At 69.6% G+C, this 14630-nt stretch carries 13 protein-coding genes; 10 read left to right on the forward strand and 3 right to left on the reverse strand.

The features are described 5' to 3' along the window. The 4 genes from QZ994_RS14070 to QZ994_RS14085 all read left to right on the forward strand — a co-directional run. Positions 1 to 700: DeoR/GlpR family DNA-binding transcription regulator (locus tag QZ994_RS14070; protein ID WP_290872775.1), on the forward strand; the 700-nt coding region annotated here is incomplete at its 5' end. 11 nt (positions 701 to 711) lie between these two features. Then, positions 712 to 1140, forward strand: a complete 429-nt coding sequence (locus QZ994_RS14075; protein ID WP_290872779.1) for a PACE efflux transporter — start codon at positions 712 to 714, stop codon at positions 1138 to 1140. A gap of 133 nt (positions 1141 to 1273) precedes the next feature. Further along, the gene (locus tag QZ994_RS14080; protein WP_290872783.1) at positions 1274 to 1882 is read left to right on the forward strand and encodes a LuxR C-terminal-related transcriptional regulator; all 609 of its coding nucleotides are present in this window, start codon (positions 1274 to 1276) and stop codon (positions 1880 to 1882) included. A gap of 96 nt (positions 1883 to 1978) precedes the next feature. After that, positions 1979 to 2905, forward strand: a complete 927-nt coding sequence (locus QZ994_RS14085) for an alpha/beta fold hydrolase (protein ID WP_290872786.1) — start codon at positions 1979 to 1981, stop codon at positions 2903 to 2905. 22 nt (positions 2906 to 2927) lie between these two features. On the opposite strand, the gene QZ994_RS14090 is transcribed toward QZ994_RS14085, so the two are convergent. Then, positions 2928 to 3890, reverse strand: coding sequence for a D-glycerate dehydrogenase (locus QZ994_RS14090; protein ID WP_290872789.1), 963 nt, complete (start codon positions 3888 to 3890; stop codon positions 2928 to 2930). Between the two features lie 165 nt (positions 3891 to 4055). Between QZ994_RS14090 and leuS the strand changes: the two genes are divergently transcribed. From leuS to QZ994_RS14120, 6 genes are all read left to right on the forward strand, one after another. Next, a complete protein-coding gene (gene leuS / locus QZ994_RS14095; protein WP_290872794.1) occupies positions 4056 to 6740 on the forward strand; it encodes a leucine--tRNA ligase in 2685 nt (894 codons plus the stop codon). A gap of 8 nt (positions 6741 to 6748) precedes the next feature. Further along, complete coding sequence (gene lptE, locus QZ994_RS14100; protein WP_290872797.1) at positions 6749 to 7453, forward strand: LPS assembly lipoprotein LptE; 705 nt, start codon at positions 6749 to 6751, stop codon at positions 7451 to 7453. A 27-nt stretch (positions 7454 to 7480) separates the two neighbouring features. After that, positions 7481 to 8545, forward strand: coding sequence for a DNA polymerase III subunit delta (gene holA, locus QZ994_RS14105; protein WP_290872800.1), 1065 nt, complete (start codon positions 7481 to 7483; stop codon positions 8543 to 8545). A 127-nt stretch (positions 8546 to 8672) separates the two neighbouring features. Further along, positions 8673 to 10028 carry a condensation domain-containing protein gene (locus QZ994_RS14110; protein WP_290872803.1) on the forward strand — a complete coding sequence of 452 codons (1356 nt, stop codon included), beginning with the start codon at positions 8673 to 8675 and terminating at the stop codon, positions 10026 to 10028. Positions 10029 to 10195: 167 nt separating this feature from the next. Beyond that, entirely contained in the window at positions 10196 to 10357 is a 162-nt protein-coding gene (locus QZ994_RS14115) for a hypothetical protein (protein WP_290872806.1), read from the forward strand. Between the two features lie 29 nt (positions 10358 to 10386). After that, a complete protein-coding gene (locus tag QZ994_RS14120) occupies positions 10387 to 12816 on the forward strand; it encodes an EAL domain-containing protein (protein WP_290872808.1) in 2430 nt (809 codons plus the stop codon). 10 nt (positions 12817 to 12826) lie between these two features. Here QZ994_RS14120 and QZ994_RS14125 read toward each other — a convergent pair whose 3' ends face one another. Together QZ994_RS14125 and QZ994_RS14130 are read right to left on the reverse strand one after the other, a co-directional pair. Next, a complete protein-coding gene (locus tag QZ994_RS14125; protein WP_290872810.1) occupies positions 12827 to 13228 on the reverse strand; it encodes a thioredoxin family protein in 402 nt (133 codons plus the stop codon). 64 nt (positions 13229 to 13292) lie between these two features. After that, a partial coding sequence (locus QZ994_RS14130) for an aldehyde dehydrogenase (RefSeq protein ID WP_290872812.1) occupies positions 13293 to 14630 on the reverse strand: 1338 nt, incomplete at its 5' end.

The following is a 14630-nucleotide window of genomic DNA, read 5'->3' on the forward strand; positions in this document are numbered from 1 at the left end:
CGAACGGCTGGCCCAGCGCCTGGACGTGACCATGCAGACCGTGCGACGCGATGTGCAGCGCCTGTCAGAGGCCGGCCTGCTGCTGCGCTTTCACGGCGGTGTGAGCCTGCCGCGCGAGCCCGCCCGCGTGGGTGCCTGGAAAGAACGCCAGGCCTTGCGCGCCGACGCCAAGGCCCGCATCGCCCGCTCGGTGGCCGCCGCCATCCCCGAAGGCAGCACCCTGATGCTGGGCGTGGGCACCACGGTCGAGGCCGTGGCCCGCGAGCTGCTGCACAAGCCCGGCCTCACCGTCGTCACCCACAACCTGCATGTGGCCAGCCTGCTGAGCGAGCACAGCGACTGCAAGGTGCACGTGGCCGGCGGCGTGCTGCGCGCCCGCGACAGCGCGCTCGAGGGCGACAGCACCGCCGCCTTCCTGCGGCAGTTCAAGGTCGACATCGGCATCCAGACCACACTGGGCATCGACCTCGATGGCAGCCTGCGCGACCGCGACCAGCGCGAGGCCCCGGTCAGCCAGGTGCTGCAGGCCCAGGCCAAGCTCAACTGGCTGGTGGCCGACGTGAGCAAGTTCAACCAGACGGCGCTGGCCGAAGTCAGCCGCCTGCAGCAGATGGACCGCGTCTTCACCGAGGCCCTGCCCCCCGCCCCCTTCCCGCAGCTGATGCAGGACTGGGGCGTGGCCCTCACCATCGCCTCCTGACCGCCCGGACCATGCAGGGGGTCAAGCGCAAGGTGGTGCACGCCACCCTTTACGAGGGTGTGGCCATCGTCATCGTGGCCTTCCTGATGCTCGCCTTCTCCGACAAGGGTCTGGCCCACACCGGCCCCTTTGCCCTCATGACCTCGGTGATGGCCATGAGCTGGAACATGGCCTTCAACGCCCTGTTCGAGGCCTGGGAGCGCCGCCAGCCCAGCCGCGTGCGCACCCTGCGCCGCCGCGCGGCCCACGCCGTGCTGTTCGAGGGCGGCCTGGTGCTCTCCACCGTGCCCCTGATCGCCTGGTGGATGGACATGAGCTGGACCGACGCCTTCCTGGCCGACCTGGGCCTGGTGTTGCTTTTTCTTGTATACACTTTTTGTTTCAACTGGGTCTTTGACCGCATCTTCGGTCTGCCCGCCTCGGCCCAGGCGGCCCCCTGACCCTCTGTTGCACTCTGACCTAACCCTTCGGTTAATTGCGACGACACGGGGAATCCTGCAGGATCGAACGTTGCTCAAAACCACCTTGGGTGCCGGCCAGAAGTGAGAGGCCGTCAGCCCAAAACCCCTCCCCTTGGACGTTCCCTGCCTCACTCAACGCCAGATCCAAGTCTGTGAACTCATCAGCCAGGGCCTGGGCAACCACGACATCGCGGCCGAACTGGGCCTGAGCGCCGCCACCATCAAGGCGCACCGCGGCGAGGCCATGCGGCGCCTGCAAGCCGGCTCTGTGGCCGATCTGGTTCGTGCCTACCTGCAGCGCTCCGGCCCGGGCACCATGGCCTCCCTGCTCAGCCGGGCCAAGCCCATCCAGGTGCGCGTGTGCGAGCCCGATGAACAGGTTGGCCCGACGCTCGCCCATGCGCTGAACAAGTTCGGTCACGTGGTGCGCTGGCATGCCTCGCCAGAGACGCTGCTGCAAGGCCTGGCCTCCGGACAGGACAGGCCCGATGTGCTGATCCTGAGCCTGTACCCAGGCGTACCGCCGCACGACTTTGACTTGCTGGAGAACGTACGGCAACACAGCCGTGCGGGCCTCTTCGTGCTGCTGCCGCAGTTCCGCGTCGCCCACCGCATCGAAGCACGCCAACGAGGCGCCGATGGCGTGTTCGACAAGCCCGTCGTCTTCCGCGAGCTGCATGGCGCCCTGCAAAACCTGGTGGACCGCCTGCCGCGCGACTGAGGCGCAGCCCCCTTGCGGCCTCGCCTTGTCGCGGCCATGCCCCTGCTGTCGCGCCCGCACCTGGCCCTTGCGGCGAGGGGCCCCTAGCATCGTGCGATGCCCAAGCCCCTCCCCCCTCGCCTGTCCCTGATCCAGGGCCCCGACGGCCACCTCGCCCTGCGGCAGTGGGGCACACCCGGCCAGCCTCTGATCGTGCTGCTGCACGGCTACCCCGACCACAGCGGCACCTGGGACACCATCGCCCCGCTGCTGGCCGATGCCTTCCACGTCGTGGCCTACGACGTGCGCGGCGCGGGCGACTCCTTCGTCCCCCGTCGACGGGCCGACTACACCCTGTCGCGCCTGACCGCCGACTTCCGCGCCGTGATCGATGCCGTCAGCCCCCATCAGGCGGTGCACCTGGTGGCCCACGACTGGGGCTCGGTGCAGGGCTGGGAGTTCGTGACCGAGCCCAGCCTGTCCGGGCGCATCGCGTCGTTCACCTCCTGCTCCGGGCCTTGCCTGGACCACGTGAGCTGCTGGCTGCGCGAACGCCTGGCCCACCCCACACCCGGCCACCTGGCACAGGTCGCGCTGCAGAGCCTGAAGTCCTGGTACATCGCCTTCTTCCACCTGCCCCTGCTGCCGCAGCTGCTGTGGCGCGGCCTGCTGGGCCCGATGTGGCCACGCCTGATGCGCTGGCTGGAGCGCGCCCCGGTGCCGGCCCACGCCAGCCAGACCCGCGATGGCCTGCACGGCATCCAGCTCTACCGCGCCAACATGCTGCCGCGCCTGCTGCGGCCGCGCGAGCGCGTGGCGCACGCCCCGGTGCACCTGATCGTGCCCCTGCGGGACCGCTTCGTCAGCCCCCAGCTCAGCGCCGACCTCTCGCGCTGGGTGAGCGAACTCAGCCGCCACGAAGTGGCCGCCGGGCACTGGGTCACGGCCCAGCAACCTGCCGTGTTTGCCGGGCAGGTGCGCGGCTTTGTGAAACGCGTCGAGCGGCGCAGGCGCCAGGCACGGGCCACGGCCAAGGCGGCGTGAGGGGCCAGCGTGGCCTGCAACCTCAGACCTGGTCGCGCGGCGCCCGGCCGGCCATCACATCGGCCACGTTGTCGAGCGCCCGAAAGCCCATGGCGTTGCGCGTCTCGACCGTGGCACTGCCCATGTGCGGCGCCATGAACACATTGGGCAGCGCGCGCAGGCGCAGGTCGAACGCCGGTTCGTGGTGGAACACGTCCAGACCGGCCGCAGCCAGCTGACCGCTTTGCAGTGCCTCGATCAGGTCCCCCTCGTTGACCAGCGTGCCGCGCGCGGTGTTGACCAGGATGGCGCCACGCGGCATGAGGGCCAGGCTGTCGCGGTTGATGACGCCATCCAGCGCCGCACCGCCCGGGGCGTTGAGCGACAGCACCTGGCTCACGCGCAGCAGGCCCTCCAGGGTGGGGCAGTAGGTGGCGCCGGCTTCCAGCTCGGGCGCCAGGCGCGTGCGGTTGAAATAGGCGATGCGCATGCCAAAGGCCCGTGCACGCGCGGCCACGGCCTGGCCGATGCGGCCCATGCCCAGGATGCCCAGGGTCTTGCCGCGCAGGTCGGTGCCCAGCATCTCGCCCAGCTGGAAAGGGCGGCGCCAGCCGGCGTCCATCACCTGCAGGTACTCGCGCATGCGGCGGGCCGCGCCCAGCATGAGCAGCAGGGCCATGTCGGCGGTGGCGTCGGTCAGCACATCGGGGGTGTTGCTCACGGCCAGTCCGCGTGCCCGGGCGGCGGCGACGTCCACGTGGTCGGTGCCCACGCTGTAGGTGGCCAGCAGGCGCACCTGGGCCGGCAAGGCTGCGATCAGGTCCGCCGGCACCGGCACGCGGAAGGACACCAGCAGGGCCTGCACCGTGGGGTGGGCCTGCAGGGTGGACAGCAAGGCCTCGGGTGCGAGGTGGTCGGATTGCGACAGGACCGCACCGAATTCGCGGGCGGCCCGCTCGGCCACATCGGCCGGCAGGGGGGAGGCGCAGAGCAGGAAAGGGGTCATGGACGCACTGTAGGCCATCCGCCCATGCCATGGCCACCGCCCCGGCACACCCGCCGGGCACGGCACGCCGGGGCGCCCCTTCCTATAATCCCCGGATTCCCTTTTTCACAGGCCGACACCCGCCCGGGCGTTCGGCCTGCTCTTGTCTTTGCGGTGACCCACCCCATGAGCGCTCCTACCGAGAACCAGACCTACGATCCGCGTGCCGTCGAGGCCCGAGCCCAGCAACACTGGTCGCAGCCGCTGTGGGACGGCCAGGACGCCTACCGCGCCACCGAAAAGGCCGACAAGAAGGCCTTCTACGCCTGCTCCATGCTGCCCTACCCCTCGGGCAAGCTGCACATGGGCCACGTGCGCAACTACACGATCAACGACATGCTCACGCGCTACTTGCGCATGAACGGTCACAACGTGCTGATGCCCATGGGCTGGGACGCCTTCGGCCTGCCCGCTGAAAACGCGGCGCTCAAGAACAAGGTGCCGCCCGCCGCCTGGACCTACGACAACATCGCCTACATGAAGAAGCAGATGAAGGCGATGGGCCTGGCGATCGACTGGTCGCGCGAGATCGCCACCTGCCAGCCCGAGTACTACAAGTGGAACCAGTGGCTGTTCATCAAGATGCTGGAAGCCGGCATCTGCGAGCGCCGCACCCAGACCGTGAACTGGGACCCGGTCGACCAGACCGTGCTGGCCAACGAACAGGTGATCGACGGCAAGGGCTGGCGCTCGGGCGCCACGGTCGAGAAGCGCGAAATCCCCGGCTACTACCTGAACATCACGAAGTACGCCGAAGAACTGCTGGGCGCCGTGGCCAACCCCGAGGACAAGAACTACCTCAGCGGCTGGCCCGAGCGCGTGCGCCTGATGCAGGAGAACTGGATCGGCAAGAGCGAGGGCGTGCGCTTCGCGTTCGCGCACGACATCACCGGTGCCGATGGCCAGCTGATCAACGGTGGCCAGCTGTGGGTGTTCACCACCCGCGCCGACACCATCATGGGCGTGACCTTCTGCGCCGTGGCCCCCGAGCACCCGCTGGCCGCCCACGCCGCCGCCAGCAACGCCGCGCTGCAGGCCTTCATCGACGAGTGCAAGACCGGTGGCACCACCGAGGCGGAGCTGGCCACGCAGGAGAAGAAGGGCATGGCCACGGGCCTGTTCGTCACGCACCCGCTGACGGGCCGCCAGGTCGAGGTCTGGGTGGGCAACTACGTGCTCATGTCTTACGGCGACGGCGCCGTGATGGGCGTGCCGGCCCACGACGAGCGCGATTTCGCCTTTGCCAAGAAGTACGGCATCGCCATCGAACAGGTCATCGCGGTGGAAGGCGAAACCTTCAGCCTCGAGGCCTGGGCCGAGTGGTATGGCGACAAGCAACGCAGCGTGTGCGTGAACTCCGGTGAGCTCAACGGTCTGGGCCACAAGGCCGCCGTGGGCAAGGTGGCCGAGCTGCTCGGCGCCAAGGGCGTGGGCGAGAAGAAGACCACCTGGCGCCTGCGCGACTGGGGCATCAGCCGCCAGCGCTACTGGGGCACCCCCATCCCCATCATCCACTGCGCCGACTGCGGCCCGGTGCCCGTGCCCGAGGCCGACCTGCCCGTGCGCCTGCCCGAAGACGTGGTGCCGGACGGCAGCGGCAACCCGCTCAAGTCCCGCCCCGACTTCCTGAACGTGGGCTGCCCGAAGTGTGGCAAGCCCGCCCAGCGCGAAACCGACACGATGGACACCTTCGTGGACTCGAGCTGGTATTTCATGCGCTACACCTGCGCCGACAACACCGAGAAGATGGTGGACGAGCGCACCCAATACTGGATGGGCCAGGGTGGCATGGACCAGTACATCGGTGGCATCGAGCACGCCATCCTGCACCTGCTGTACGCCCGCTTCTGGACCAAGGTGATGCGTGACCTGGGCCTGGTCAAGGTGGACGAGCCCTTCAAGCAGCTGCTCACCCAGGGCATGGTGCTCAAGGGTGCGTTCTCGCACAAGCCCGAAGGCGGCGGCAAGAACTACTACTGGGAGTCGGAGATCGACGTCGAGCGCAACGCGCACGGCCAGGTCATCGGCGGCAAGCTCAAGGCCGATGGCACGGTGCTCGACTACGAGCTGACCACCATGTCCAAGTCCAAGAACAATGGCGTGGACCCGCAGGCCCTGATCGAATCCATGGGCGCCGACACGGCCCGCCTGTTCGTGATGTTCGCCTCGCCACCCGAGCAGACGCTGGAGTGGAACGACGCCGGCGTGGAAGGCGCACACCGCTTTGTGAAGCGCGTGTGGAACTTCGGCGCCCGCAACGCCGCCGCCCTGAAGGACGCCGGTGCCGTGGTGCAGGCCGAACTCAGCGCCGAGGCCAAGGCCCTGCGCCGCGAGGTCTACGTCATCCTCAAGCAGATCAGCTACGACTACGAGCGCATGCAGTACAACACCGTGGCCTCGGGCGCGATGAAGCTGCTCAACGCGCTCGAAGCGCACAAGGGCAGCTCGGCGCAGGACCAGGCCGTGCTGCGCGAGGGCTACAGCGTGCTGCTGCGTGGCCTCTACCCCGCCTGCCCGCACCTCACCCATGTGCTGTGGGAAGACCTGGGCTACGCCGCCCGCGACGGTGGCGACCTGCTGGACGCCCCCTGGCCCACCGTGGTGGAAGAGGCCCTGGTGCAGGACGAGATCGAACTGATGCTGCAGGTCAATGGCAAGCTGCGCGGCTCGGTCAAGGTGGCGCCGTCGGCCGACAAGGCCGCCATCGAGGCCGCCGCCCTGGCCAGCGAAGAGTTCGCCAAGTTCAGCGAAGGCAAGGCGCCGAAGAAAGTCGTCGTCGTGCCGGGTCGCCTGGTCAACATCGTGGTCTGATGACGGCCATGCACAACCCCCAACGCCGCGCCTGTCTGCGCACCACCCTGGGCCTGGGCGCCAGCGCCGGCCTGCTGGCCCTTGGCGGCTGCGGCTTCACGCTGCGCCGCGGCCAGCAGATGGCCTTCCGCTCCGTCCAGCTCACCGGCTTCGCCCCCAACTCCTCACTGGGCACCGAACTGGCCCGGGCGCTCAAGGCCTCGGGCGTGGAGGTGGTGGGCAGCAGCCTGGAAGCCGCCCGCGCCGCCTCTGCCGCCGGGGTGCCCGACAGCCACGTGGTGTTCGAGGCCCTGCGCGACAGCCGCGACATGGTGGTGGCCACCACCACCAGCTACGGCCAGATCCGCGACATGACGGCGCGCATCTTCCTGCGCTTTGCCGTCAAGCGCGCCGATGGCACGGTGCTGGTGCCGGCCTCCGACCTCAACCTCAGCCGCGACCTGACCTACAACGAGAAGGACGCGCTGGCGAAGATGGACGAGTCCGCCGCCCTGCACAAGGCCATGCAGACCGACATCGTCAACCAGGTGCTGCGCCGCCTGGCCGCCATCACGCCCGAGCAGCTGGTCGCCCCCGTGGCCCCGGCCGCGCTGGCGCCACGCAGCGTCTCGGCCAGCGAGCTGGCGGCCTCGCAGGCCGAAGCCGCCGAGCGCGACCCGCGCAACGCCCGCGTGCCCTCGCCAGTGCGCCCGGCGGCCTCCACCGCGCGCTGACCTCCCGCGCCGCTCCTGCACGCCGCCATGCAACTGCGCCACGACCAGCTCGCCGCCCACCTCCAGAAGGGCCCGCTCAAGAGCCTCTACACCTTGCACGGTGACGAGGCCCTGCTGGCCCAGGAGGGTGGTGACGCCATCCGCGCCGCCGCGCGCGCAGCCGGCTACACCGAGCGCCAGGTGCACACGGTGAGCGGGGCGTATTTCGACTGGTCCAGCCTGCTGGGTGCGGCCAGCGAGATGTCGCTCTTCGGCGACCGCCAGTTCATCGAGATCCGCATCCCCTCGGGCAAACCGGGCAAGGACGGCTCGACCGCCCTGCAGCGCTACTGCGAGCTCATGGCCGGCAACGACGGCGTCATCACCCTGGTCACCCTGCCCCGGCTGGACAAGACCCAGCAAGGCAGCGCCTGGTTCACCGCCCTCGACGGCATGGGCCTGAGCGTGCGCTGCGACCCGGTGGAGCGCAACGCCCTGCCGCTGTGGATCGCGCAGCGCCTGGCCGCCCAGGGTCAGCAGGTCGAACCCGGCGAGGTGGGCCAGCGCACCCTGGCCTTCTTTGCCGACCGGGTGGAGGGCAACCTGCTCGCCGCCCAGCAGGAAATCACCAAGCTGGGCCTGCTGCACCCGCCAGGCACGCTCAGCATCGAGCAGATCGAAGAGGCCGTGGTCGACGTCGCCCGCTTCAACGTTTTCAAGCTCAGCGAGGCCGTGCTCTCGGGCCAGGTGCACCGCACCCTGCGCATGATCGACGGCCTGCAGGCCGAGGGCGAGGCCGCCGTGCTGGTGCACTGGGCCCTGGCCGAAGACATCCTGGCGCTGTACCGCGCCCGTGGCGCGCTCGATGGCGGCAAGCCCCTGCCCATGGTGCTGCGCGAGCAGCGCGTCTGGGGCCCGCGCGAGCGCCTGTTCGAGCGCATCCTGCCCAACGCCCGCCTGCCCATGCTGGCCCGCCTGGTGGCCTCGGCCAGCACGGTCGACGGCATCGTCAAGGGCCTGCGCCACCCCCAGTGGCCCGAAGACCCCTGGGAGGCCCTGCGCCGCCTGGCGCTGCAACTGGCCCGCGTGGCGGGTGGGCCGGCCCTGGCCTGACACCCCGTGGCGCCCCCTCAAGCCCGGGGGCCCTGTCTTAGGAAAGCCCTGAGGGCCCCGGCCCCTGGGGCTGGGTAGAGTGACTGCACCCCGTTTGATGCCGTACCGATCGCGTACGCCCAGCCCCGTGAGCGCAGCCACCACCCTCCCCCTGAACCGATCCGAGCACCTGTACTGGGCGGGCGAGGGCCACATCGGCCCCATCAACCAGCCTTATGTGCTGCGCTTTGCCGGCCCGGTCGACGAAGCCGCCGTCCGCCAGGCCCTGCGCGAACTCACCACCCAGGTCGACCGTCTGAGGGGCGTGGTCGAGCCCAGGGCCTTCGGCCACCACCTGCGCATCCTGCCGGACGACCACTTCGTCGACCAGCTCTTCGCCGACGCCTGCCGCGTGCAGCACGGCATCGACACCACCTCGCGCGAGGCCCTGGCCGCCTTCCACACCGACTTCCTCAACGAGCCCCTCTCGCTGGAGCGCGGCCTGCCCTGGCGCGCCCGCTTCCTGCCCCACCCCACGCAGCCGGTGCTGGTGTTTTCGGTGCACCACCTGATTGGCGACGGGCGTTCCATGGTCAGCCTGGTGTGCGCCATCCTGGGACGGCTCAATGGGCACGCCATCCCGCGCATGGCCGCCGAAAACCCCAGCATGGCCCCGGCGGTGAACCCGCAACGCTGGTGGCACTGGCCAGGCAGCATCGCGCGCTGGTGGCGACAGAGCCGGGCCGACCGCCGCGCCGCCGCAGGCGAGCACACCGTCACGCTCAACCGGGGGCACTCGCCGCGCTACACCACCAGCACGGTGCGCTACCACGAGCTGCCCGTCCCGGCCGACGCCATGAAGGCCCTGGCCAAGGCGCACGGCACCACGGTCAACACCCTGCTGATGGCGATGGTGGCCAACGCCTTCCTGGCCCTGGCGCCCGAACAGCCCCGGGCTGTGGCCGCGATCCGGCTCTCGGTCGACCTGCGGCGCTACTTCCCCGAGGGCCAGGCGCCGGCGTTCGGCAACTACGTGTCCTCGTTCACGGTGAAGGGCCGGCACCAGCCGACCCTGGCCGCCCAGATCACCTCGCTGGAGGCCCAGGTCAAGGACCACCTCGCCCGCTACGAGCGCCGTGACCTGGCCCTGCCCCTGGGGTTTTACGAGTGGCTGCCCCTCATGGGCCGCACGCTCTACAGCCACCTCATCGTGCGCAGCAAGGCGAAGAACCGCTTCCCGCCCCTGAGCTGCCACCTCAGCAACCTGGGCAGTGCCGAGTTCGTGCACCCCAAGGGCGCCACGGTGCGCGTCCAGGAGCTCTGGCCGGCCACCGTCAGCACCGCCTTGATCCTGGGCGCGCTCAGCCTCAATGGCCAGCAGTTCATCCCCCTGATCTCGCAAGACGACGAGGTGAGCGCGGCCGACGTGGCCCGCTTCCTGGCCGCCCTGGACACCCAGGCTCGCCATGTGCTTGATGCCAGCCGCCCTCAGGCCGCCGCGTGAAAAGCAGCACGGATTGAGGCAAACAGCCGGGAATTCGTCATGTTCATGGACCCTTGTGCCCCATCAAGGCCGCGGCAAGATGGCCGATATCAGACAGGTCTATCAATGACCTGGCGACAAGGCTGTACATGGAAACGCGCAGATCACCGCAAGGCCCGCAGGGCGGCATGCCCGGCACGAACGAGCACCAGGCCATGAAGGCCGTGCAGCGCCCGCCTTCGGGCACGGCCAGCCGCTGGCTTGACCTTGCCATGGCGCTCTGGGTGCAAGATGATGCACCACAGCCCCCCACGCGCTCCGCCAGCCCGCCGGGGCGATCACCACGCTGAAGCGCCCGAACCCGGCGCCCCACCACCCGATGCCCCTGCCTTTCCTGCACACCGGCAAACTCCAGGTCCGCATCGTGGCGGTGTTCCTGGGCTTGCTCGTGGCCGTGCAGGTGGCCACCTACTGGCTCATCGAGCAGAGCATCGACCGCAATGCCCGCAGCGAAGTCGACGCCAGCCTGGACATCGGGCAGAAGGTCTTCCAGCGCCTGCTGATGCAAAACAGCGAGCGCCTGGCCGAGGCCACCCGCGTGCTTTCGGCCGACTACGGTTTCCGCTCGGCCATCGCCAGCGGTGACGACGAAACCCTTTCCTCGGCCCTGCAAAACAGCAGTGAGCGCATCGGTGCGGCCATCGCGGTCTACACCGACACCGGCTTCCAGCTGAAAGCCGGAACCTCCGGTGAGGCGGCGCGTTTCGTGCCCGCGATCGAACGCTACGCCCTGCGCAACGACAAGCAGACGCCTTCTTCGAACTGGGTCGAGCTGGTCAATGGCCGGGCCTACCAGATCGTGGCCGTGCCGGTGCGGGCGCCGGCGGTCATCGGCTGGGTGGGCATGGCCTTCCCGGTCGGCGCCCAGCTGCTGCAGGACATGAAGCGCCTGTCCAACCTGGACGTCGCGCTGATGCTGGTCCCGCCCGACCAGGGTTGGCAGACGCTGGAAGCCACCCTGCCCCGCGCCGAATGGCCGGCCCTCGCCCTGTCCCAGCAACCGCAGGAAGCGGCCAGCGCCTCGCCCCAGCGTCCGATCCAGAAACTGATGGTGCAAGGCACGGAGTTCAGCGCGCACATCACGCCGCTGGCCAGCCAGGGCGACCGGGCCGAAGTGGTGGCCCTGCTGATGCAGTCGGTCGACGAGGCCCTGGCCAGCTACCGCCGGCTCAAGGTCATCCTGCTGACGATCTCGGTCGTGGGCGTGGCCGTTTTCGGCCTGGGCAGCGTGCTCACGGCCCGTCACATCACCACCCCGCTGCGCCAGCTCACGCAATCGGCACGACGGCTGGAGCGGGGCGATTACGGGGCCGCAGTCACGGTGCAGGCTCAGGACGAGATAGGCGAGCTGGCCCAGTCCTTCGAGACCATGCGCCAGGGCATCCAGGCCCGGGAAGGCGAAATCCGCCGCCTGGCCTACCAGGACGCCCTCACCGGCCTGCCCAACCGCGAGCAGTTCCGCCACGACCTGCGCCAGGCCATCGCCCGCAGTCAGGAGAACGGCGCGCCCTGTGCCGTGCTGCTGATGGACCTGGACCGCTTCAAGCACGTCAACGACGTGCTGGGCCACCGCTTTGGCGACCGCCTCCTGCGCGCCGTGGCCGAGCGCCTGCACCGCGACGTGATCGACGGCCAGCAGGCCGTGCTGGCCCGCCTCAGTGGCGACGAATTCGCCGTGCTGCTGCAGGGCAAGGACGCCGAAGCCGCCTTGCCCGTGGCGCGCCGCATCCTCCACGCCTTCGAGCAGCCCATCACCCTGGACGACCACACCGTCGACCTCTCGGCCGGCATCGGCGTGGCCAGCGCCCCCGCCCACGGGCTGGAAGCCGACCTGCTGCTGGGCCGCGCCGAACTCGCCATGTACGCCGCCAAGGCGCAGCAGGCCGGCACCGTGGCCTACCACCCCGGCCTCGACTCCAGCAGCGAGGAGTCCCTCTCCCTGCTGAGCGAACTGCGCCACGCGGTCGATCACGGGCAGATGCGCGTCTTCCTGCAGCCCAAGATCCACCTGCAAAGCGGCGCGGTGCTGGGGGCCGAGGCCCTAGTGCGCTGGGAGCACCCCACGCGCGGCATGGTGCCGCCCATGAAGTTCATCCCCTTTGCCGAGCAGACCGGCTTCGTGCGCGTGCTGACCATGTGGATGCTGGAACAGGTGGCCCAGCTCAGCCAGGCGCTGAGCGACCGCGGCCTGCGCATGAAGATCGCGGTCAACCTCTCGACCCGCGACCTGATGGACCAGGACCTGCCCACCAAGATCGAACAGATGCTGCTGCGCTATGCGGTCGACCCGCAGTACCTGGTGCTGGAGATCACCGAGAGCGCCATCATGGACGACCCCCAGCGCGCCCTGGGCACGCTCAACCGCCTGCACGCCATGGGTCTGAAGCTCTCGATCGACGACTTCGGCACCGGCTACTCGTCTCTGGCCTACCTCAAGCGCCTGCCGGTCAACGAGCTGAAGATCGACCGCTCCTTCGTGATGAACATGGAAAGCGACCTGCAGGACGCCAAGATCGTGCGCTCGACCATCGAGCTGGCCCACAACCTGGGCCTGACCGTGGTGGCCGAGGGCATCGAGAACGCCAAGACCCTGAAGTTGCTCGAGGGCCTGGGCTGCGACGAGGCCCAGGGCTACTTCATCGCCAAGCCCATGCCGGCTGCGATGTTCGCCGAATGGGCCGAGGGCTGGATGCCGCCCGACACCTCGGACGAGCGCCTGAACACCGACTTCGCGGCCATGATCCACTGAGCCCCGGGCGTCACAGGGTCTGCGCCAGCGCGATGAAGGCCTCGGCCTGATCCGGTGCCAGGCCCAGCACGGGCTGCGGCACCGCCTGCCCCTGGCCCACCCAGGCCTGCACACGCTCGGCCTGGGCCTGCAACAGACGCTGCGCATCACCCAGCCGCGGCAGCACCGGGCCGGCAAACAGCACCCGGCCTTGCGTGGCCACCATCAGGGTCGGGAAGGTTTCGACGTCGATGTCGCCGAGCCGGTCGGCCTCGTCTTCGATGTCGATCCAGCGGTAGCGGTGCTGGGGCGCGCCGGCCTGCAGGGCCTGGAAGGTCTGGGCGTACTCGCCGCAGGTGCCGCACCAGGCGGCGCACAGGCAGACCACGTCGAACACGGGTTCGGGCAGGGAGGCGGGAGCGGACTCGGACATGCCCCGATTTTCAGGGCAAACCGGCCCCGCCGTCCTGCCGTGCCTCAAGCACCCTGCGCGGCCCTCAGCCCAGCCGGATCCAGGTGGTCTTGAGCTCGGTGTACTTGTCGAGCGCGTGCAGGGACTTGTCGCGCCCATTGCCCGACTGCTTGAAGCCGCCGAAGGGCACGGTGATGTCGTCGTCATCGTAGGAATTGACGTGCACCGTGCCGGCCCGCAGCGCACGGGCCACGCGGTGGGCACGGTCCAGGCCGTCGCTCCAGACGCTGGCCTGCAGGCCATAGGCCGTGTCGTTGGCCAGGCGGATGGCCTCGGCTTCGTCCTCGAAGCGGACCACGCTGAGCACGGGCCCGAAGATCTCTTCCTGCGCGATCTGCATGCCATTGGCCACGCCGTCGAACACGGTGGGCTGCACGTAGAAGCCGCCGCTTTCGGGCAGGGCCTGGGCGCCACCGGCCTTGAGCTGGGCCCCCGCCACCACACCGGCCTCGATGTAGCCCAGCACGGTGCGCAGCTGGCCCTCGTCGACCAGGGCGCCCATGACGGTGGAGGGCGAAAGCGGGTCGGCGGGCTGGTACTTCGGCGTGAGGGCCACGATGCGGTCCACCACCTCGTCGGCGATGGACGCGTGCACCAGCAGGCGCGAGGGCGCGTTGCAGGATTCGCCCTGGTTGAAAAAGAGACTGCCGGCCACGGTGGCGGCGGCGCGGTCGAGGTCGCGGAAGTCGTCGAACAGCAGCACGGCCGACTTGCCGCCCAGCTCATTGAACACCCGCTTGAGGTTGCTCTGCCCGGCGTAGCCCAGCATGCGGCGGCCCACGCGGGTCGAGCCGGTGAAACCGATGGCATCGACGTCCATGTGCAGGGCCAGGGCCTCGCCAGCCTCGTTGCCGTAGCCGGGCACCACGTTGAACACGCCCTCGGGCAGACCGGCCTTCAGGGCCAGCTCGGCCAGGCGCAGGGCCGTGAGCGGCGATTTTTCAGACGGCTTGAGCACCACGCTGTTGCCCGTGGCCAGGGCGGGGCCCAGCTTCCAGGCCGCCATGAGCATGGGGTAGTTCCAGGGCACGATGGCGCCGACCACGCCCACCGGCTCGCGCTGGATCAGGGCCAGGGCGCTGGCCGGGGTGGGGGCGATCTCGTCGTAGACCTTGTCGATGGCCTCGGCGTACCAGGCGATGCAGCGGGCCGCGGCCGGAGCGTCCACCCCCAGGCTGTGCTGGATGGGCTTGCCCATGTCCAGGGTTTCGAGCAGGGCGAGCTCGTCCTTGTGCTGCACGATGAGCTCGGCAAAGCGCTGCAGGATGCGCTTGCGGATGGCGGGGGCCTTGCGCGCCCAGCGGCCGTCGTCAAAGGCCTGGCGGGCGCTGCGCACGGCGGCGTCCACGTCGGCGGCCTGCCC

The sequence above is a fragment of the Aquabacterium sp. genome (genome assembly GCF_021768455.1).
Lineage (GTDB): Bacteria > Pseudomonadota > Gammaproteobacteria > Burkholderiales > Burkholderiaceae_C > Aquabacterium.